General features: G+C 59.3%; 13 protein-coding genes. 8 read left to right on the top strand and 5 right to left on the bottom strand.

What is annotated here, in order from left to right; translation table 11 throughout:
- Positions 1-20: 20 nt before the first annotated feature.
- Complete coding sequence (locus ACR0JF_RS08465) at positions 21-2,213, bottom strand: serine/threonine-protein kinase (RefSeq protein WP_170659070.1); 2,193 nt, start codon at positions 2,211-2,213, stop codon at positions 21-23.
- A gap of 33 nt (positions 2,214-2,246) precedes the next feature.
- Positions 2,247-2,819, bottom strand: a complete 573-nt coding sequence (locus ACR0JF_RS08460; RefSeq protein WP_170659071.1) for an OmpA family protein — start codon at positions 2,817-2,819, stop codon at positions 2,247-2,249.
- 168 nt (positions 2,820-2,987) lie between these two features.
- Here ACR0JF_RS08460 and ACR0JF_RS08455 point away from each other — a divergent pair, with 168 nt between their 5' ends.
- The 4 genes from ACR0JF_RS08455 (at position 2,988) to ACR0JF_RS08440 (ending at position 11,273) form a co-directional block, all read left to right on the top strand.
- The gene (locus tag ACR0JF_RS08455; protein WP_170659072.1) at positions 2,988-3,827 is read left to right on the top strand and encodes a M15 family metallopeptidase; all 840 of its coding nucleotides are present in this window, start codon (positions 2,988-2,990) and stop codon (positions 3,825-3,827) included.
- 191 nt (positions 3,828-4,018) lie between these two features.
- Positions 4,019-5,734 (top strand): ShlB/FhaC/HecB family hemolysin secretion/activation protein, encoded by a 1,716-nt coding sequence (locus ACR0JF_RS08450; RefSeq protein WP_170659073.1) that lies wholly within the window; start codon positions 4,019-4,021, stop codon positions 5,732-5,734.
- Positions 5,679-9,320 carry a two-partner secretion domain-containing protein gene (locus ACR0JF_RS08445; RefSeq protein WP_170659074.1) on the top strand — a complete coding sequence of 1,214 codons (3,642 nt, stop codon included), beginning with the start codon at positions 5,679-5,681 and terminating at the stop codon, positions 9,318-9,320. The genes ACR0JF_RS08450 and ACR0JF_RS08445 overlap by 56 nt, the downstream gene beginning before the upstream one ends.
- Positions 9,321-9,341: 21 nt before the next feature.
- Positions 9,342-11,273, top strand: coding sequence for a caspase family protein (locus ACR0JF_RS08440; protein ID WP_170659075.1), 1,932 nt, complete (start codon positions 9,342-9,344; stop codon positions 11,271-11,273).
- A gap of 2 nt (positions 11,274-11,275) precedes the next feature.
- Here the strand turns inward: ACR0JF_RS08440 and ACR0JF_RS08435 are convergent, their stop codons facing one another.
- Entirely contained in the window at positions 11,276-12,331 is a 1,056-nt protein-coding gene (locus ACR0JF_RS08435; protein WP_170659076.1) for an OmpA family protein, read from the bottom strand.
- 121 nt (positions 12,332-12,452) lie between these two features.
- On the opposite strand from ACR0JF_RS08435, the gene ACR0JF_RS08430 reads away from it, so the two are divergent.
- The gene (locus ACR0JF_RS08430) at positions 12,453-13,958 is read left to right on the top strand and encodes a caspase family protein (RefSeq protein ID WP_170659077.1); all 1,506 of its coding nucleotides are present in this window, start codon (positions 12,453-12,455) and stop codon (positions 13,956-13,958) included.
- A 139-nt stretch (positions 13,959-14,097) separates the two neighbouring features.
- The gene (locus ACR0JF_RS08425) at positions 14,098-15,177 is read left to right on the top strand and encodes a helix-turn-helix domain-containing protein (RefSeq protein ID WP_170659078.1); all 1,080 of its coding nucleotides are present in this window, start codon (positions 14,098-14,100) and stop codon (positions 15,175-15,177) included.
- Here ACR0JF_RS08425 and ACR0JF_RS08420 read toward each other — a convergent pair.
- Positions 15,150-16,040 (bottom strand): LysR family transcriptional regulator, encoded by an 891-nt coding sequence (locus ACR0JF_RS08420; RefSeq protein ID WP_170747461.1) that lies wholly within the window; start codon positions 16,038-16,040, stop codon positions 15,150-15,152. The genes ACR0JF_RS08425 and ACR0JF_RS08420 overlap by 28 nt on opposite strands.
- A gap of 103 nt (positions 16,041-16,143) precedes the next feature.
- Between ACR0JF_RS08420 and ACR0JF_RS08415 the strand changes: the two genes are divergently transcribed.
- Positions 16,144-17,004 (top strand): phytanoyl-CoA dioxygenase family protein, encoded by an 861-nt coding sequence (locus ACR0JF_RS08415; RefSeq protein WP_170659080.1) that lies wholly within the window; start codon positions 16,144-16,146, stop codon positions 17,002-17,004.
- A gap of 9 nt (positions 17,005-17,013) precedes the next feature.
- On the opposite strand, the gene ACR0JF_RS08410 is transcribed toward ACR0JF_RS08415, so the two are convergent.
- The gene (locus tag ACR0JF_RS08410; RefSeq protein ID WP_170659423.1) at positions 17,014-18,318 is read right to left on the bottom strand and encodes a UDP-glucose dehydrogenase family protein; all 1,305 of its coding nucleotides are present in this window, start codon (positions 18,316-18,318) and stop codon (positions 17,014-17,016) included.
- A gap of 158 nt (positions 18,319-18,476) precedes the next feature.
- Here ACR0JF_RS08410 and gmd point away from each other — a divergent pair, with 158 nt between their 5' ends.
- Positions 18,477-19,601: a GDP-mannose 4,6-dehydratase gene (gene gmd, locus ACR0JF_RS08405; protein WP_170659081.1), complete on the top strand. Its 1,125-nt coding sequence runs from the start codon at positions 18,477-18,479 to the stop codon at positions 19,599-19,601.
- Positions 19,602-19,609: the final 8 nt, after the last annotated feature.

The following is a 19,609-nucleotide window of genomic DNA, read 5'->3' as shown; positions in this document are numbered from 1 at the left end:
CGCAGGAACGCCGCCGGAGCCTATTGCTCCAGCGTTGTCAGAATGCGGCTGTCCAGAGATAGAATTTGCGTTTCAACATTGCGGTCCTGCTCGCGCAAGGCCTCGGCATAACCTGCAGCGGATTCTGCCGTTGGGCGTATGGTGCTGAACAGTTGATTGTCGGTATGCAGAACGATCACCTTGCTTTTCCCCAGCGCGGTGTCATCGACCTGAAAGGCGATGCCGCCGTTGTCTTGGCTTTCATCAATCGAATAGGCCACACGGACGGAAATCGGCCCGGACTCTCCGTCGCGCAGAGAGGCGATATCGTTGTCTTGGCGGGTGACGTTGGGCAGCAGGTGGAACACATTGCCGGACACATCCAAGACCGAGACGGACAGATACCCATCCTGAACATCGTCGGGCAGGTCGACATCAATGACCGGGTTTTGCCCGACAATGAAGTCTCCGGTCGGATTCGGCGCGTTGCCTTGCTCTCCGTTGAAGAACGCAATCGAGATATCGCTGGTGGGTGCCGAGGGAAGGAAGTTCTCGATCAGACACAGCGTCGGGTTCAGCAGCGTGACTTGCTCAAGATCGATAGGGCGGGAACCAGCGAGGGCTGTCAGCGCGGTGTCCAACCCGACCAAACTGTCCCTTGAGGCCAGCGTTCCGCCAACCTTGATCGGTGTTTCGGGGCCGTAGCCCGTGCTGGGTGCGTCGATCAGTTTCAACGCGCCGCAATCGGCGAGACCGGACAGGATGGGTCGGACCTCATCTGCGGACAGGAACAGTGATTCCAGCTCGATATCTGCAGTGCCTTGCAATCCGGCGGGCAGACCGGCGGAGTAGAGCTGCTCAAGCTCGGCATGTAGTGCCTGATCGGTGGTTTGTCCGGTCAGCCGAGCCTCATTGCCTTCGACCACGAAACGCCACTCGTCCAGATCCATGGCGGCGTCGATGACGCCGGTCACCGCTGTCCCCCAAGTGTCGGAAATGTCACCTGAGGCCAATGTAAGATCAACATCGCCCCCTTCGGATGTGATCTCGCCGGTCATGGCGTCCCGCACGGTCTCGGACGGAACAAAGCCTACGGCACGAGGGGCCTGACCGGGTCGTTTATCAGCCACCAGAGTATAGGGCGATACGGTCGGGTATTGCGGTGCAAGGAAACTGTCGAACAGTCCGCCGAAATAGCCGCCTGCGCCAATGCCAACGACCGCAAGCACGCCGACTGCAGCCACCACGCCTCCACGCGAGGATTTGGCAGGCTCAGCTTTGGCAGGAGTTGCCTTGGGTTTCGGGTCCGGCTGCGTAACCGGGGCGACAGATGGCGTGGCAGCAGGGGCCGCGCGCGGGGCGACTACGGTCGCATCGTCTAGATCGTCTTGAGGGGCAGCCGATCCGTTCCGGGCAGCCGCCAGGGCGCGAAGGACATCGCCAGCGCTTTGGTACCGATCATCCGGGTTCGGAGCCGTCATTTTGTCGAGGATCGACTTCAGCGGTTCCGGTACGTCCTTAGTGTTCAGCGGCTCTTTCTTGTTTTCGACGACTTCAAGCAGGTTGCGCCCGGCATCGGCTTTTTGCCCCCGGAAATTGGCCAGCAGCAAGGCGCCCAGAGAATAGATGTCGGTGCGCTGGTCGGTTTTTCCGGAAAGCTGCTCGGGCGCGGCATAGGCGTATTTCCCGGCGAACTCACCGCCCACAATGGTTTCGGCCCCGGGGTTGGTGTCCTTTGCGATGCCGAAATCAATGATCACGGCCTGTGCCGGGTCGCCATCGCGCAGAATGATATTGTCGGGGCTTAGATCGCGGTGGACGATGTTGCGGGCATGGGCGGCCTCAAGCCCCTCGCACACCCGTTTACAAACGGTCAGCACATCGCCTGCCGACATGGGGCCGGTTTTAAGCTTCTGGTCGAGGCCCGGTCCATCGACATAGTCCATCACCAGATAGACATGCCCGTCTGCGGTTCGGTTGTTTTCTGAATAACGGACAACCGCGTCGTGGCGGATGTCACGGATTTCTTCCTCGCGGGTCAGCAGGACCAGATAGTCATCATTGCTGGAAAACTCCGCTTTCAGAACCTTCAAAGCGGCAAGCCGCCCCGAAATCTCGGAGCGGGCTCGATAGACGTCAGAAGTACCGCCCCGCCCAAGTATCGCTTCGATCCGATAGGTATTGTTCACCAGATCGCCCGGCTGAAACAGGTCGCCTGCGCGGGAGTCCGTCATGCTGTCCTCGGTTTAGTTAGAGTGGTGGTGTAATCAGCCGAGGGCCTGGAATTCAACGCGACGGTTTTCGTCGGCGCGCGGATTGTCCTTGTTCAGAGGTTCAGCTTCGCCCACGCCCAGTACCTCAAGCCGCTGCTCTGAGATACCACAATCGCCGACTAGAAAGCGCTTGACCTCTTTGGCGCGCAGCAGCGACAGGTTCTGGTTGTATTCGGCGGAGCCTGCACTGTCGGTATGGCCGATGATCTGGAAAACGTTCACATCCACGTTCTTCATGGCCTGACACAGCGACGAAAGCTTTGGCTTTTCATCCTCACGCAGCGCGGCAGAGGCGAAATCGAAACGGATCTGGATATTGACTTGATCCTCGCTTGCGACCGGCTGGTATTCCGTCGGTGCGGCGGCGACGGTGGTTTCAGCTTCGGTCTCAGCCGTTTCGCCGGAATTCGACGGCACGATGACTAGACCACGCGTCTTTTGCTTGTTGAACGCGTCGGTGATTTCGTCTGCCGTCAACTCGCCTGACTGTGCCAGAGCAAACTGAGCGGTACACAGGACGGCAAATGCCGAGGCCCCGATGAACTTCCATGATGCAAATGCGGACATAACCCTAACCTTTCCGTGTTTGAGGGGAAGATTAGCCCCCCACCAGACGACCGACAATGAAGAATGTCACACAAGCGCTGGACATTTTTAGGTCAATAGCGTGACATCATGCGCCCAGCCTTTTAAGTTCATCTTATAAGGTGGCAGAATACAGGAAACATCAGGCAAATGCGCATCGTTCCGGCGATCATTCTGGGAGTGGCCATCATATTGGCTCCGATCATCTGGTACGTCTTTCCTTTGGTCGTTCCACTTGACGAGAATTTCGAAGGTCCCGCCATCGACTCGGGGGCCCGGATCGAGATTGAGATGCTCAGCCAGCAGCTCGACGATATGCGCGAACAGGTTGAACGCCTTTCGCTTGAGGTGTCGCGCACCCAGAATGGTGCCGGGGTCGTCCCGCAAGACAATTCGGCGGCGGATGACTATGGGTTTGACCGCTCGTCGCCCAATGAGATCATTGACGCTTATGCGCAGGTCGTCCTGATCGCCAATCGCAACAAGGTGAACCGGGAGCTGGACTTGGCCGGGTCGTCTTTCTTGCGCGAAACATTCGGCCTACCGCGCGAGGATTTGACGGATGAATGCCAGTCGATGACCAACCCGCGGCTTGAGGAGCTTCTGGTGTTGGAAGAGGTCGGGCCGGTTCGGGTGCGGATGTTGAAACCTGCGGTTGATTCACTGCGGGCTGTATTTGAGAACATTCAACGCACCGACCCCGACCTTTATGCGCGTATCAATACGGCCGGGTCGTTGTGTGTGCGCCGTATTCGCGGGGCGACGTCTTCGGCTTCGGCCCATGCTTACGGTCTCGCGGTTGACCTAAATATCGACGGTGTTCTGGATACACTCGGCGACGGAAAAACTCAGTTGGGTCTGACGATCCTTGCCGATTTCTTCCGCGAGGAAGGCTGGGTCTGGGGTGCTGCCTGGGGCCGTGAGGACTCGATGCATTTCGAGGTTAGTCGCAACAAGATCGAAGAGTGGCTCGAGGCCGGGATGCTCTGACCGCGCCTTTCTTGCGCTTTGTGAAGTCCGTCACAGACGCAATAGGGTGCAAAGTAAATAAAGTGTTATCTATTCCAAAGGGGGCTACGGAATGTTGAGAACGACCTTGCCACGGTCCCATCGATGGGATTTCCTTGATACGTTGCTGGCCCATTGGTTCGGGCCGGTACGCGTGGAGGGTGTTTTCTGATATGACGCGGATCTGTCGTTTCCTGGTTTTGGCTTACTGCGTAGTGATCGCGTCGATTGTGTTCTCCGTGGCGGCGCTGGCGCAAAGCGCGTCGAACCTTGCCCCGTCCACCTTTCAGCCTCAGAACCAGCGCAGTACTGGCTCGGTAACCGTAGCGCGCGATCCGGGCGCGCCGGTGCCCGAAGGCGCAGACAGGCTGTTTGTGACCGTTGGTCAGGTGCGGATCGAAGATGGTCTGCCTCAGATGGAGGCGGCAAATGCGGCTTTCATTGAGCGACTGACCGGCAAGCGCGTAGCCGTGTCCGAGATTTTTGCCGCTACCAACCGATTGGAAAGCGCCTATACCAACGCTGGTTTTGTGCTTAGCCGAGTGGTCCTACCTCAGCAGACCCTGCGAGATGGGGGCACGTTACGCATCGTCGTGATCGATGGGTTCATCGAACGCATTGATGCCGAGAAAGTGCCTCAGCAGGCGCGTGAGCGGGTGGTGATGATCACCAAACCTCTGATCGGCAAACGGGGCATCAAACTGCAACAGATCGAACGTGCGCTATTGCTGGCTGGGGATACGTTTGGCGTGCGACTGGCCTCGACCCTGTCGGCGGGCGATGCGCGGGGCGGTACCATTCTGACGCTGGATGGTGAGTTCAAAGAGATCACCGGCTCTTACGGCTTTGACAATACACTGTCGGATGAGCTTGGCCCGGGCAACCTGAACCTCGGCCTTGAGGTCAACGGCGCGCTGGAGATGGGAGAGACCTTCTATTTCCGCGTCGGCGGTTCGCCCAAACGGTTCTTCTCAAGCGAGGCGCAATACCGGATTGCGGCGGCAGGGACGGTTTTTCCGATCGGTTACGATGGGATGACGTTCAACGCCGAATACACGCTGAGTGAGGCGCAACCGGATGCCGAGCTGGTACCAAATACAAGTAAATTCGAACGCTTTTCCCTGCGTCTCTACTATCCTTGGGTGCGCACACGGCGTCACAATCTGTCGTCGCAACTGATCCTGGACCGGATCAGCGACTCGCAGGATCTGATTGCCACCTCAGGGTCGCTGCCGGTTTATGACGATGACCTCAGCGTCTTGCGGGCAACGCTGGATGCAAGCTGGACCTATGACAACGGCTCGTTTCTTTCTGCCGGGGCTGTTCTGTCGCGCGGGCTGGATGCATTCGGTGCCAGCACCTCTGTCGGGGCGGGGGATACGCCCTTGTCGCGGCAAGGCGCCAGTGCGCAATTCACCAAGCTTGTGCTGTCGGCGCAGTACCAGCGCCCGTTGAACGCCAATTGGTCCGTGAGCTTGAATGGCCGAATTCAAACTAGCTTTGGCGATCCGTTGGTCACGTCGGAACAGTTCAGTGTTGCCAGCTCCAGCGAGCTATCGACCTTCGACGCGGGCGACCTGCGCGGAGATGACGGCTGGGTCGCCCGGGCCGAGCTTGGCCGGTCGCAACAGACACAACTGGCCGGCTTTCCAATCCTTTTCAAACCCTATGTTTTTGGGGCTTACGGCGTGTTAGGTTTAGAACAACCCACTGTTCTGGAACAAGGCACAACCCGGGCATATGCCTACGGTCTGGGCTTTGATGTGTTTACGATTGAGGACTCGACCTATCGGTCCGGGTCAGTACGAGTGGAATATGGGAGGGGGGAACGTGATGACCTTGGGGAAGATGGAAACCGGTTTAGCATCACTGCCAGCCGCCGCTTCTGATGGTAGCGCAGCCATGACAGTCTCACGCCGCATTCTTCTGTCGGCCTCGGCCGTGCTATGGGGCACGACCGCGCTGGCGCAATCCCTCCCGACCGGAGGGACAGTGGCTGCGGGTGATGTCGCAATCAGCCAACCTAGCGGCACTCAGTTGAACATCACGCAAGGGTCGAATGCGGCCATCGTGAATTGGAACGGGTTTTCGATTGGCTCCGGCTCGACCGTGAATATCAATCAGCCGGGTGCGCAAAGCGTGATCCTGAACCGGGTCACCGGGAATACGACCAGTCAGATTCACGGCCAACTGAACGCCAACGGGCAGGTGCATCTCGTCAACCCGAACGGCATTTTCATCGGCCCGAACGGCCATGTGAACACCGGCGGGTTTGTGGCCTCGACCCTGAACATCTCGGACGATGACTTTCTGAACGGCCGTTATCGCTACAACGGCAACGGGGCCTCGGCCGGGGTCGAGAACGTGGGTACGATTCAGGTTGTTCCCGGCGGTTACGCAGCCTTGATCGGCGGCAAAGTGTCGAACTCGGGTGTGATCCGGGTGCCGATGGGCAAGGTGGGACTTGGCGCGGGTGAGCAAGTGACGCTCGACGTGTCCGGTGATGGGTTTCTACAGGTTGCGGTTCCTTCAAACAGTGATGACGCCGCGATGGAGGCTTTGGTCACGAATTCGGGCCGCATCGAGGCGGATGGCGGTGTCGTTCACCTCAAGGCCGCGAGCGCCCGTGATGCGGCGCGCCGGGTCGTGAATATGTCTGGAGTGATTGAGGCGCGCTCGGTCGGTGGAGTGTCCGGAGCAGTTGTTCTGGGCGGTAGTGGCGGGGCCGTGCAGGTGTCGGGCCGCATTGATACCTCGGCGCGGGTGACACTGGTCGAGACCTCTCCGCGCCCGGTGGCCCGCGACCAGAACGGTGGGTCGATCACGATTACCGGTGAAGCCATCGAATTGGCCGGAGCGGCCCTGAGCGCAGACGGTGCAGGCACCGGAAATGGCGGAGAGATCCGCGTTGGTGGTGACCTGCAAGGCGGCGGCGATCTGCAACGGGCCAGCGCCACGCTGGTCGACGGCGCAACGGTAATCAGCGCCGATGGCGGAGATCAGGGCGATGGCGGTCTGATCATCGTCTGGTCGGATGACTACACATCTTTCTCGGGCTTCAACTCGGCCCGTGGGGGCAACTTGGCCGGAGATGGTGGTTTTGTTGAAGTGTCGGGCAAGCTGGCTCTGAATTACGATGGCCTGACCGATACGCGGGCACCGTTCGGTGCATATGGCACGTTGTTGCTGGACCCTACGAATATTACGGTGTCTGACACGGCAACGGGTCCGGGTTCGGTCACGCCCGATACGATTGAAACAAACCTTGGTTTCGGCAACGTCACTCTGACGACCGCGGGAAGTGGCACTCTGCAGCCGGATGGAGACCCTATCGACCTTGGTGGTGATGACTCACAGGTTGGCACGATCACCGTCGACGATCCGATCACGTGGGGCAACGGCTCTCGGTTGACGCTGCTTGCCAATGATTCGATCACGATCAACGCAGCGATCACCGCGGCCAGCGGCGAGTTGGAGCTGAACGCCGCCACAACGATTGGTACCGGCGCAGGTGGTACAATCAACGTCGATACCTTTACGCTTACGAATGGCGCCTGGTCACAGGTAAGTTCCACGCTCCCGAGTTTCTTAGCGGGAACGCTTGATATTGCGTCCGGCGCAACATTCACCCGTGCGCTCGGTGGCACGGGTGCTGCCGGGTCGCCATTTCTGCTGACGGATGTGTTTGGCCTTCAAGGCATCACGGACGGCAACAACTACGCCCTGGCCAATCCTATCAGTGCCGCGCCACTCAGTTCTTTCGATCCAATCGACTTTGCGGGTGGCACACTCGAAGGCAACGGCTTTTCGATAAACGGCCTCACCATTTCGACCAGTTCGTTTGGCGGATTGTTCAACAATCTTGACGGCAACGTTCAAAACCTGCGCATCAACGGGGCCAGCGTTTCCTCTGGAGGAGGCGGTATTTTGGCAGGAACAAACGGCGGCACAATTTCCGGCGTTTCGGTATCCGGAAGCTTTTCCAGCAGTGACGAACAGGCTGGAGGTCTTGTTGGTTTCAACGATGGCACAATCATTGACAGTTTCTCGACAGCCAGTGTGACTGTCGCCACGACCGAGGCCAACTTGGTTGTCGCGGGCGGTTTAGTCGGTGAAAACAACGGAACCATCACTCGGTCTCACGCTACAGGAACCGTCAGTGGTTCTACGGCGGGTGATTTTTCCGTTGGTGGCCTGGTGGGTGACAACAACGGCCTTGTTCAGGATTCCTATGCAACCGGAAGTGTTTCAGGCACCAACCAGAGTTCGGCGCCCGGAGACTCGGCGACGCTCGGAGGCCTCGTAGGCTTCAACAATGGCGGCACAGTTGCCCGAAGCTATTCAACGGGCGGTGCCAGTTTTTCAGGCCCGAATACACCCACACTTGGTGGGTTAGTCGGTTCAAACTCTGGATCTGTTTCAGGTTCCTTCTGGAACACCGATACCTCCGGTCTGGCCACCAGCGCCGGGGGCACAGCACTCACCACAGCGCAGCTTCAGGATACCGTTGGGTTCTTTAACCTTGCGTCCGCTCAAGGGTGGGACTTTACCAACACGTGGGCGCCGGGGACGAGCGAGTCAGAAGGGGGGTCAAACCCACTGCACTACACGACCTCACCGGTGCTGTTTGTGGTACCTGACACGCTTCTCATCCCGGAAGGTGAGGCTGAAACGACGACAGGCACTGGTACAATTTCTGGTGGCCCTTCTGTCTATCGGTTCGGGCCGTCGGGTGACTCTCTGGACACGTCCCCGATCTTTGAGACTTTGACTTTTGCCAGCACCGAGAACGGGACCACGACCTACACCGTGGATACAAGCTCACTCCTGAGTATCTCGGAGGTGTTCTATACCGTTTCTGCGCTGCCTGGCACGGCCATCATCGGGAACACGGTCATTCCGACCCCACCGACCCCAACTATTGAAATCACCCCGACCGTGGATACGACCATCACTGGCGGCGGAGGTGGCGGCGGTGGTACTACGACCACGACGACAACCGAAGCAGAAGCTGCGCTTGGTACGGTCGAGAATGCGTCGCAGGATTTTGACGAGGTCATCTCTTCCTGTGCGGAACAGGGCAACAATGTCAGCGCCTATCTGGCCTGTATTGCCGATGCGATGGACGAATACGCCTCGGACCTCGATTCGATCGTACAAGGTTTGCCGCCTGGTCTGGAATCAGTTGGTGATATCATCCGCGGCGCGAGTGCGGGCATTCGTGCGGCGGGCGAGGATGCCAACCGTCGTCTGGCACTTGCCACCACCGCTGAGGAGCGGGAGACGATCCGCCGCGAGGCCGTGCAGGAAGCGCGCCGTCAGATCCGTCAGGCGCAGCGCGAAATCCGCAAGGCGATCACATTGATACGAGCAACCGACCCCGAGCTTGTCAGCATCCAGAACCAGCAGGTAGATACAATCGTGGCGGCTGTTGGTCAGGCCGAGATTGGCCTGTCGCGCGCCATCGGTCTGTAACCCTACGGAGGCTCTGCGCCCATGTTCCTGATCCGTCTTTGCGCGGCCATGCTTTTGACCCTGTTCAGCGCCGTTGCGGCGCTGGCAGACAAACGTGTGGCGCTGATCATCGGGAACTCGGATTACCAGACCGTCGGGGCGCTCGACAATCCGATCAACGATGCCTCGGATCTGGCCATCGCGCTTGAGGGGCTTGGGTTCGACGTTTTTCTCGGCACCGATCTGACTCGGGATGAGATGCTGTCTCTGGCTGAATCCTATGGTGCGACGGCTGCGGATTCCGATGTCTCGTTGCTGTTTTACGCAGGTCACGGGTTTCAGGTGGACGGGCGCAACTATCTGGTTCCGGTCGATGCCAATCTTACCAGTGCCGCGGATATTCCTGAGCAGACCGTGGCGATGGAGGAGTTCGTCTCACGGATGGAACGGTCCGACGGCATCCGGCTGGTGTTTCTGGACGCCTGCCGTGACAACCCGTTCGAAGATGGTGTGCTGAGCGTTGACGAAGGGCTGGCCCGTGTCGGCAGCGCCGCCGATTTCCTTTTCGCCTACGCCACACAGCCCGACAACGTGGCCTTCGACGGCACCGGGCGGAACAGTTTTTTCACCGAAGCGTTGCTAAGCCATATTTACACGCCGGGACAGGATATCTCGGACCTGCTGATCTCGGTCCGTAAGGATGTGCTGGCTGCGACTGGGGGGCGGCAGATCCCGTGGGACAATTCCTCGCTGACGCGGCAATTCCGGTTTGACAACAGCCCGGTGACAGCATCCGAAGAGACATTGTTGTGGCAGGTGGCGGCCAATGCGCAGGATGCCTCTCTGATGCAGCTCTACATCGACCGCTACCCACAGGGCGCGCATGCCACTGAGGTTTTTGCGTTTCTGGATGAGGCCGGGCAGGGCGGCACCCAGACCCGCGCGCTGAGCGTCGAAGACCAGGACGAACAGGCCGAGCGTCTTTGGAAACTGGCTCAACGCAGCCGGATGCGGCCTCTGCTGGAATTTTACCTTGAGCAATACCCCGATGGCAGCCACGCCGCGAAGGCGCAGCGGCTGATCGCCTCGATCCCGCGGCCCGAGGACAGCACGCCGGGCGGCATTTGTGAGCGGCTCGCGACCCATCCCCGCGACCGCACGGCCAGTATCACGGGCGTTCCATTTAGCCGATTGCAGGAAAACGCGATGACGGCCATTCAGGCGTGCAGCGCGGCGGCGGCCCAGTCGCCAGAGCTGTCGCACTATGTGGCGCTGCTGGCACGGGCGACGATTGCGGCGGGGGATGTCGAACGTGCCGTGACCCTCTACAAACAGGCCGCTGCCGAAGGGGATTTGCGGGCGATGGTGTCTTTGGCGCAACTGCATGAAAGCGGCACCGGCGTCCCTCAGGACATGGGCACAGCGCTGGACTTGTATGAGCGCGCGGCGGCGGGGGGCAGCGCCGATGCCATGATCAACCTCGCCGTCACCCTGTTTGAAGGCCAGATCGTTCCTAAAGACGACGCGCGCGCCGTCGCGCTTTTGCAGCAAGCCGCTGACGGTGGGTCGGCCAAGGCGACCTTCAATCTTGGGGTGCTGGCGCAAGATGGTGCTGCCGGCGAACCCGAGCAGGCATTGGGCTACTTCCAGAAGGCAGCGCGCGATGGTGAATATCAGGGCTATCTGGCAGCAGCGATCCTTCTGGACGAAGGGCGCGGCGTGCCTCGTGACCCGCTCGAGGCCGCGCGGATGCTTCTGCGCGGAGCTGCCGAGGACAACGGAGCGATCCTCGATCAGCTATCCCTCGCCTCAGACCAATGGTCGCGCGACACCCTGATGGAGGTTCAACGGCTGTTGCAAAAGGCAGGCTATTACAACAGCACGATCGATGGCGTGCCAGGGCCGAATTTCATTTCGGCCCTGCGGCAATGGCGCAGTGGTGGGTTCGACCCGATCATTCTGGCTGAGAACTGAGCCTAGTTGACCGGCACAAACTCAATCCGCCGATTGCGGCGCTTGCCGTCTGCGGTGTCATTCGACACAACCGGGCGGCTTTCACCATAACCAACCGTCAATAGACGTTCGGGCGCGATCCCCTGATCGACCAGATAGGTGTTGACCGCCTGCGCACGACGTTCGCTGAGAACACGGTTGGCCTCATCCGAGCCATCGCTGTCCGTGTGCCCGCCGATCTCGATCTTCAGGTCCGGGCAACGGTCGACAATATCGTGCAGATTGCTCAGCAGCGGGATCGAGTCATTGGTCAGCCGCGCACTGCCCGAGTTGAAGTAGATATTGCCGGTGCGCGACAGGATCTCCATCCGCCCCTCACAGGCCTCACGATCCAGATCACCCTTGGTTTCCAGCGCAGCAGCCCCCGGCGTGGCCGAGGCGACCTCAAGCTGAGGCGGCGTGCCGGGTTGAGCGCGGTCGAACACGAACCCGAAGCTGACGAAGCCGAAGGGCAGAATATCAACACCGGCTGCTTCTTCGAGCTTGCCGCGTCCTTCCTCAAGGTTGAAGTCGGGCAGAGCAATCGCAATCGGCGTCGTATTGGCCACAGCCACCCGGTCATTGTCGACCAGAGTGATGGCCACCTGCGCCACGCTGTCCTTTTTCACCCCATGCAGGGACAGGCTATACGGCAGGTCGATGATCTTGTGCCGGGTCTGGTGCAGATCGACCAGTTGTTCGGGCGGCAATTGGGCGGTGATCACAGCCTCGGGGAAGTTGAAGGTTTCAAAAAACAGGAACCGCATGCGCACGTTGCGCAGGTCAATCTTGGTATCAACGCTGTCCATCTGAACCCGGATATCGGCGCCACCTTCGGGGCTGATCACGCCCGTCAGGGTTGCAAAGCCGCTGTTTTCCGCAATCGCGTTCTTCTTGACCGACAGAAACTGCAGCTCCGAGGCTTCGGAGTCCAATTTCCAGCCATGCTCAAAAGGATCGGCGCTTTGACCCCACGCCGTGTTTGCAAATACCAGTGCAGTCATCGCAAAAGCATTTCGCACCAAGTTTAAACGCGGCATGTGTGAACCTCTTCCTAGTCTTGATACTATAATTGGGATATTTCAGGCCACGGCCATAAGAAAGCCAAAAAACAATATCAGAGTACTTCCGGGCTGAGTGGTGCCCAAGGGGTCACGGACCATGAGACCAGAAAAAGGCAAAGAACCAAAGGTGCAACGCGTACTTAGAACCCTGTTTGCGATGATCGCTATGCTCTGGACCGGTTCGGCTTGGGCCGAGCCGCGAATCGCGCTGGTGGTTGGAAACTCCGACTACGGTTCGGTCTCGGCCCTAGACAATCCAATCAACGATGCGCGGCTGATGGCGGAGAAGCTGACCGCGCTCGGGTTCGAGGTGCGGCATCTGTCCGACAGCACTCAGATCGAAATGAAGCGCGCCATTGCCCAGTTCGGGCGTGACCTGCGCAAGGGCGGCGAAACCGCCGTTGGCCTGTTTTACTATGCGGGTCACGGGGTGCAGTCTTTCGGTTCGAACTACTTGCTGCCCGTAGACGTTTCGCTGTCCGATCCGGCCGATCTGGATCTGATGGCGGTTGAGGCGCGTTCGGTCCTGCATCAAATGGCCTCGGCCAACAACAAAACGAATATTGTCATTCTGGATGCCTGCCGGAACAACCCGTTCGAGGATCTGGCAGATATGGATGACAACGGTCTGGCCGAGATGAAAGCCCCGACCGGCACTTTTCTCGCCTATGCCACCGATCCCGGCGGCGTTGCGTTGGATGGCGAAACCGGCAACAGCCCGTTCACGCTGAGCCTTGCGCAACATATCGACACGCCCGGCATGGCGATCGAGCAATTGTTCAAGAAAGTGCGCGTTGATGTTCTCAGTGAAACGCGGGGGCTGCAAACGCCTTGGGATACCTCGTCCCTGACGCAAGATTTCGCCTTTGCACGCGCGAATGAAACATTGATCGCGAAACCGGAGCAAACCGAAGAAGAACAGTGGCAGGAAGCTGTGAACAGCCGTGATCCGGTGAAGATCATGCTGTTTCAGCGGGCCTATCCAGACAGTATTCATGCATCGCAGGCCAATGATCTGCTGCAGACGATTTTGGCCGAGTCCTTTGGAACTCTGCCGACGCCAACGCCATCGCAAGAGGCCCCGGAAGCGACCGAGACGGACCGTCTGATGTACGAATTGGCGCAGGTGGACGATTCGATCCATTCCTACGAAGTCTATCTGCACAGCTTTCCCAGCGGCGCATTTGCCGATCAGGCGGTCGAACGTCTGGCGGCCCTGCAGTTGGAAAGCGAGACCGTGACTCGCAAAGCAGAACCGAATGTCGAAGCGCCCGAGGCGCAGAATTCGGGCAGCATCGACGCCGGCGCAGCGGTCACCATGAAATCCATCCTGACTTTTGGCAACACCCATGTCCGGGGCAAGTCGATCGAGGAACTGGTCGCGGGTTCACCTCAGTTCCCGCCTATTGATGGGTTGCCGGATGAGTTGTGGAAAGATCAGAACTGTTCGAGTTGCCACCAGTGGACGCATGAGGCCCTGTGCGATCAGGCTCAGACCTATGTCAAACGTCCAGCGGCAGGCAATGTGGCCAAGCAGCACCCGTTCGGCGGTGGTTTGAAGGTCAACCTGCGCCGGTGGGCGATGGGCGGCTGTCAGGGATAAGTCTACCCTAAAGTCTAGATCAGCGACCAGGCGTGTTAGCGCGGCCTTTTGGTCGAATTTTCCAATGTAAGTCGGGAAAGCTAGTCATCCAAATGGAAAACCCCTTGTGAGCGGTCGGAAATAGCCGAAGAATGCGGGTATGAAGCCCAAACCTGTCACATCCGAACCTGATGATGAGGCCGAAGATCTCGGGCCGCGCAGCATCTATGATGGTGACCCTGAGGATGAGGACGATCTGTGGTTTCTCCCGCCAGAGGAAGACGCGCCACAGGATGATTTCCTGACCCCTGGCCCTCGGGCCGATCAACGGCAATTGTTCGATCCCAGAGAGTGGCAAGCTGCGCAATCCGGGCTGTCGTCTGAGCTAGCCGATTTGGCGGTAACCTTTGGCGCTTTGGACGAGCGATTGCGGGCGGGACCGGAAGGGTGGACCCACCGTCTGGCCTTGATGGATGTATCCGATCTGGGCTGGTGGACGGGTGACCGGATCAGTGTCGAGCGTTTGGCGCTTTGGACAAGTCTGCGGATCGGCGCAACTGGTGATGATGTGCAGTCCCTGTATCGGGCTGGGTGGGCGGTTCGCCGCCTGTCATCAGGCGCGGCCCCTTCCCATGACGGATGGGAGGCTGGTCTGACCGTCTTTCTGGACCGGATGGCGCAAGGGATAGAAGAGGTGCCGGAGGCGATTGCGGACCTGTCGGACGTGATGCGCAGCGTCGAGGCGCTGCACCCCGTCACGCAAGCCGCGATTGCCTTTCATGCGTGGCGGGCTGTCTCTCAAGGCCCCGGTCAGGATACGGAGGCGGCTGTCATTGCGGCACGGCATGCGGCTTCGATGGGGCGGGGCGGGGCGCTTTTCATGCCGCTGGCCCTGTCTGGGCCGGGCGCGCTGCGTGGTGTTGGGTCGCCGGAGGAAAAACTGTCCGCGTGGATTCGCGGGGCAGGGCAGGCGGCCCTCGCAGCCTTGTTGCATCTGGACCGGATCAACGCGTGGGAGGCGCGGGCGAAGGAGGCAACAGCCGACCTCAGCGGTCGTACGCCGCCTTTGCTGATCGACGCTTTGCGAGCCTGGCCCATGGTTTCAGCCCCTCTTGCCGAGGAACTGACCCAAGCCTCGCGCGCTGCAGTACAGCGCAACATCGACCGCTTCACCCGCCGCGGTTTGGTCCGCGAAGTCACCGGTCAGGGGCGTTACCGCGTTTGGACGGCAGCGCTGTAGTCCAGCAGCCAATCGCGAAACAGGCGGGCCGGCCGGCGCAAATCTGTACGAGAGGGATAGATCAGGTGATAGGCCTCTTGCCCGCTGACCTGCAGGTCGGGTAGGCAAGGCACCAGTCCTGAGCCCTCCATGATACGGTCGGATGCGGGCGCGCGGGCCAGTGCGATCCCAAGCCCGCTGGCGGCCAGCTCGGCCGCCATGATCGAGTTGTCGGCATAGAAGAACCGGGCCTGCCCCGTCGGCAGACGCAGCGCTTCGAACCAGTAGAGCCAGCTGGCACGGTGGGTCGATACTTCGATCAGGGTGAATTGCAGCAGGTCCTGCGGAGTTTGGATCTGGGTGGCAATCTCGGGCGGGGCGACGGGAAACAGAGCCTCACGCAACAGTTCATCTCCTTCGGTGCCAAACAGCGCAGGGTTGCCAAACACGATCTGTAGATCGCTGAACTGATTGGTGAAATCCGAATTCGCATTGCCGGTGGTCAGCGAAAGATTGATCTGAGGTTGCGTGGCCTGAAACGCGGGAAGGCCTTTGGCCAAGAAACCATGGGCAAATAACAGCACCGACTGAACGTATAGCCTCTGTTCCCGCGTCTCACCGAACAACCCGGTGGTGGCCGTTTCCAGCATCAGCAGGGATTGCTGAACTGAGGGCAGATAGGCTCGCCCCGCTTCCGTCAACGTTACAGCATGGGCATGGCGATGAAACAGCGGCGTGCCCAGCCGGGTCTCAAGCGCCTTGACCTGTTGACTGACGGCGGCTGGCGACATGTTCAGCTGCGATGCGGCGCGGGAAAAGCTCTCCGTGCGGGCGGCTGCTTCGAACACGCGTAGCCAGTTGAGGGATGGGATGCGGGGCAACATGTAGCGCAGGCTAAGCTAAACTTATCCTGACGGGCAAGAGGTTTGGTTTTGACGTGTTCTCACTCGCGGATACCCTTTGCGCATACAGCGAGTAGGTGACCCCATGGCGACGACGTTAACGCAACAACAATCCGACCGGTATTGGGAGGATGGCTATCTCTTTCCCCTCTCCGTCTTTTCCGAAGCCGAAGCCGCCGGTTTCCGGACCGAGCTGGAACAGATTGAGAGCGACTGGCTGGATGCGGACCTGCCCTTGCCTTTGAACACCTACAAAAGGGTCAATGCGCATCTGGTCATGCCATTGGCGACGCGCATCGCTCAGGATCCTCGCGTTCTGGATGTGGTCGAGGGCGTTCTGGGCCCTGATATCATGATTTGGTCGGCCGAGTTTTTCATCAAGGAGGCCAACACCGTGCAAACGGTTGGTATGCATCAGGACCTCACCTATTGGGGCATGGGGGAAACGCCGGATCAGGTCACGGCCTGGATCGCTCTGTCCCCGGCGACGGTAAGTAGCGGGTGTATGGATTTCGTGCGCGCCAGCCACAAAAACCCGATCTTGCCGCATACCGATACATATTCGGAAACGAACCTGTTGTCCCGCGGGCAAGAGGTGGCTGTCGAGGTTGCCGAGACCGACAAGACCCACATCGAGCTCGCGCCCGGTCAGATGTCGCTGCATCACGGGCTGACGATCCACGGTTCAGGGCCGAACCAGTCCGAGGACCGGCGGATCGGACTGGCCATCCGCTATCTCAGCCCGGGCGCGCAACAATTGGTGGCGGACCGAGACTATGCATTGCTGGCGAGAGGGTCGGACAAACACAGCAGTTTCGTGCCAGTTCAAGCACCTACGGAACTATTCTCATCCGATGCATTAGCAACGTATGAACAAGTCCGGCGGGATCAGAGCAAAGCGCTGGCCGAAGGGGCAGACGCGTCGGTTCCGCTCTATGCGAGCTGAGACGAGCGGTTAGCGCCCGACCCCCACATAGGTTTCAAAACCCGCTTTTTCGACACTGTCCTGAGAGTAGACGTTGCGCAGATCCACCATGCGCGGCGTCTTCATCGCTCCGCCAAGTTCGCTTAGGTTCAAGGCACGGAACTCGTTCCATTCGGTCAGAAGAACAACGACGTTGGCATCCTTGGCTGCCGCGTATGGGTCGTCACACCAATCCACGCCGGGCAGCAGCGCCTCGCCCTCAGCACGGCCTTGCGGGTCAACCACGCGCACTTTGGCTCCTCCGCCGATCAGGGCCGGAATGATGGTCAGGGACGGGGCATCGCGCATATCGTCAGTGTTGGGTTTGAACGTCACCCCCAGCACCGTCACGGTCTTGCGGTTGAAACTATCGTCGCAAGCGTCGCGGATCTTGTCGACCATTCGCTTTTTCACGGCGTCATTAACGCGGATCACGGCCTCGGTGATCTGCATCGGATGTGCGTGTTCCTGTCCGATCCGGGCCAGAGCGGCGGTATCTTTCGGAAAACACGATCCGCCATAGCCGGGCCCCGCATGCAGGAATTTATTGCCGATCCGACCATCCAGCCCGATTCCGCGCGACACCTCTTTGACGTCGGCGCCCACCTTCTCGCACAGGCCAGCGATCTCGTTGATGAAGGTGATCTTGGTCGCGAGGAAGGCGTTGGCGGCGTATTTGATCATCTCGGCGCTTTCCAGATCGGTGGTCAGGATCGGGAAGTCGCGCAGATAAAGCGGGCGGTAGATTTCGGCCATCACCTCAGCAGCGCGATCGTTTTCCACACCCACAACAACCCGGTCAGGGCGCATGAAATCGTCGATCGCAGCTCCTTCGCGCAGGAATTCCGGGTTCGAGGCCACATCGAACTGCGCGTTCGGATTTGCGGCAGTGACGACCTGCTGCACCTTGCGGTTGGTGCCGACGGGTACGGTGGATTTTGTCACGATCACCGCATAGTCGGTCAATGCATTAGCGATTTCTTCGGCTGCAGCCATCACATAGGTCAGATCCGCGTGATTGTCCCCGCGTCGCGTCGGTGTGCCGACGGCGATGAAAACCGCGTCCGCACCGTCTACAGCGTCTTGCAGGTTGGTTGTAAAACTCAGCCGCCCTGCGGCCACATTCTTGTCCAAGAGGGTATCCAGCCCCGGCTCGTAAATCGGAACCTTACCGGCTTGCAGCATCTGAATTTTCTGCTTGGACTTGTCGACGCAGATCACATCATGGCCGAAATCCGAAAAACACACACCTGACACCAAACCCACATAGCCGGTGCCGATCATCGCAATACGCAAGCTCAAATCCCTCTTTTTGTCTCGGCCAAAATGCGCCTGTACAGTTAAAGAAAACCAGGTCAGGTGCAATGCCAGACCGTATCCTTGGGTTGCATTCCATACAGTCTTGCTGTTTTTGAGGCTTCAAAAGGGCGCATTTGTGGAAACGAGGCACAGTTATGACCAAAACGGCATTGATCACCGGTATTACCGGTCAAGACGGATCGTATCTGGCCGAGTTCCTGTTGGAAAAAGGCTATGAGGTGCATGGAATCAAGCGGCGTGCCTCGTCGTTCAACACGCAGCGGATCGACCATATCTATCAGGATCCACACGAACCGAATCCCAAGCTGCATCTGCACTATGGCGATCTGAGCGACACGTCCAACTTGACGCGGATTATCCAGCAGGTCCAGCCTGATGAGGTCTACAACCTCGGGGCCCAATCGCATGTGGCAGTCAGCTTCGAATCCCCCGAGTACACGGCGGATGTCGATGCGATTGGTACTTTGCGCTTGCTCGAAGCGATCCGGTTCCTTGGGTTGGAAGAGAAGTGCCGTTTCTATCAGGCCTCTACGTCCGAGCTTTATGGCCTGGTGCAGGAAACGCCTCAGCGTGAGACCACACCGTTTCACCCGCGCTCGCCCTATGCCGTGGCCAAGCTCTATTCCTACTGGATCACGGTGAACTATCGTGAGGCCTACGGGATGTATGCCTGCAACGGCATCCTGTTCAACCACGAAAGCCCGCGCCGGGGTGAGACCTTCGTGACCCGTAAGATCACGCGCGGTCTGGCGAACATCGCTCAGGGCCTCGAAGATTGCTTGCATATGGGCAATATCGACAGCCTTCGGGACTGGGGACATGCCAAGGATTATGTCCGCATGCAGTGGCTGATGCTGCAACAGGACGCGCCCGAGGACTTCGTGATTGCGACTGGGCTGCAATACTCCGTGCGCCAGTTCATCGAATGGTCCGCTGCCGAGTTAGGCGTGACGTTGGAATTCACTGGCGAAGGCGTTGATGAGGTTGCGACGGTCAAGGCAGTAGAGGGCGACAACGCTCCGGTGCTGAAACCCGGCGATGTGGTGATGCGGATCAACCCCCGCTACTTCCGTCCGGCCGAGGTGGAGACCCTGTTGGGTGATCCCTCCAAAGCCAAGCAGAAACTGGGTTGGGTGCCGGAGTTGACCGTACAAGACATGTGCGCCGAGATGGTGCGCGAGGACCTGAAGACAGCGCAGCGCCATGCATTGCTGAAGCAACACGGCTACGAGATGCCCGTGAGCTTGGAAAATGGCTGAGGACCCAA

The organism is Ruegeria sp. BG11 (assembly GCF_056538565.1).
The sequence above is the reverse complement of the archived record's forward strand: the minus strand, read 5'-3'. Positions and strand labels throughout refer to the sequence as shown.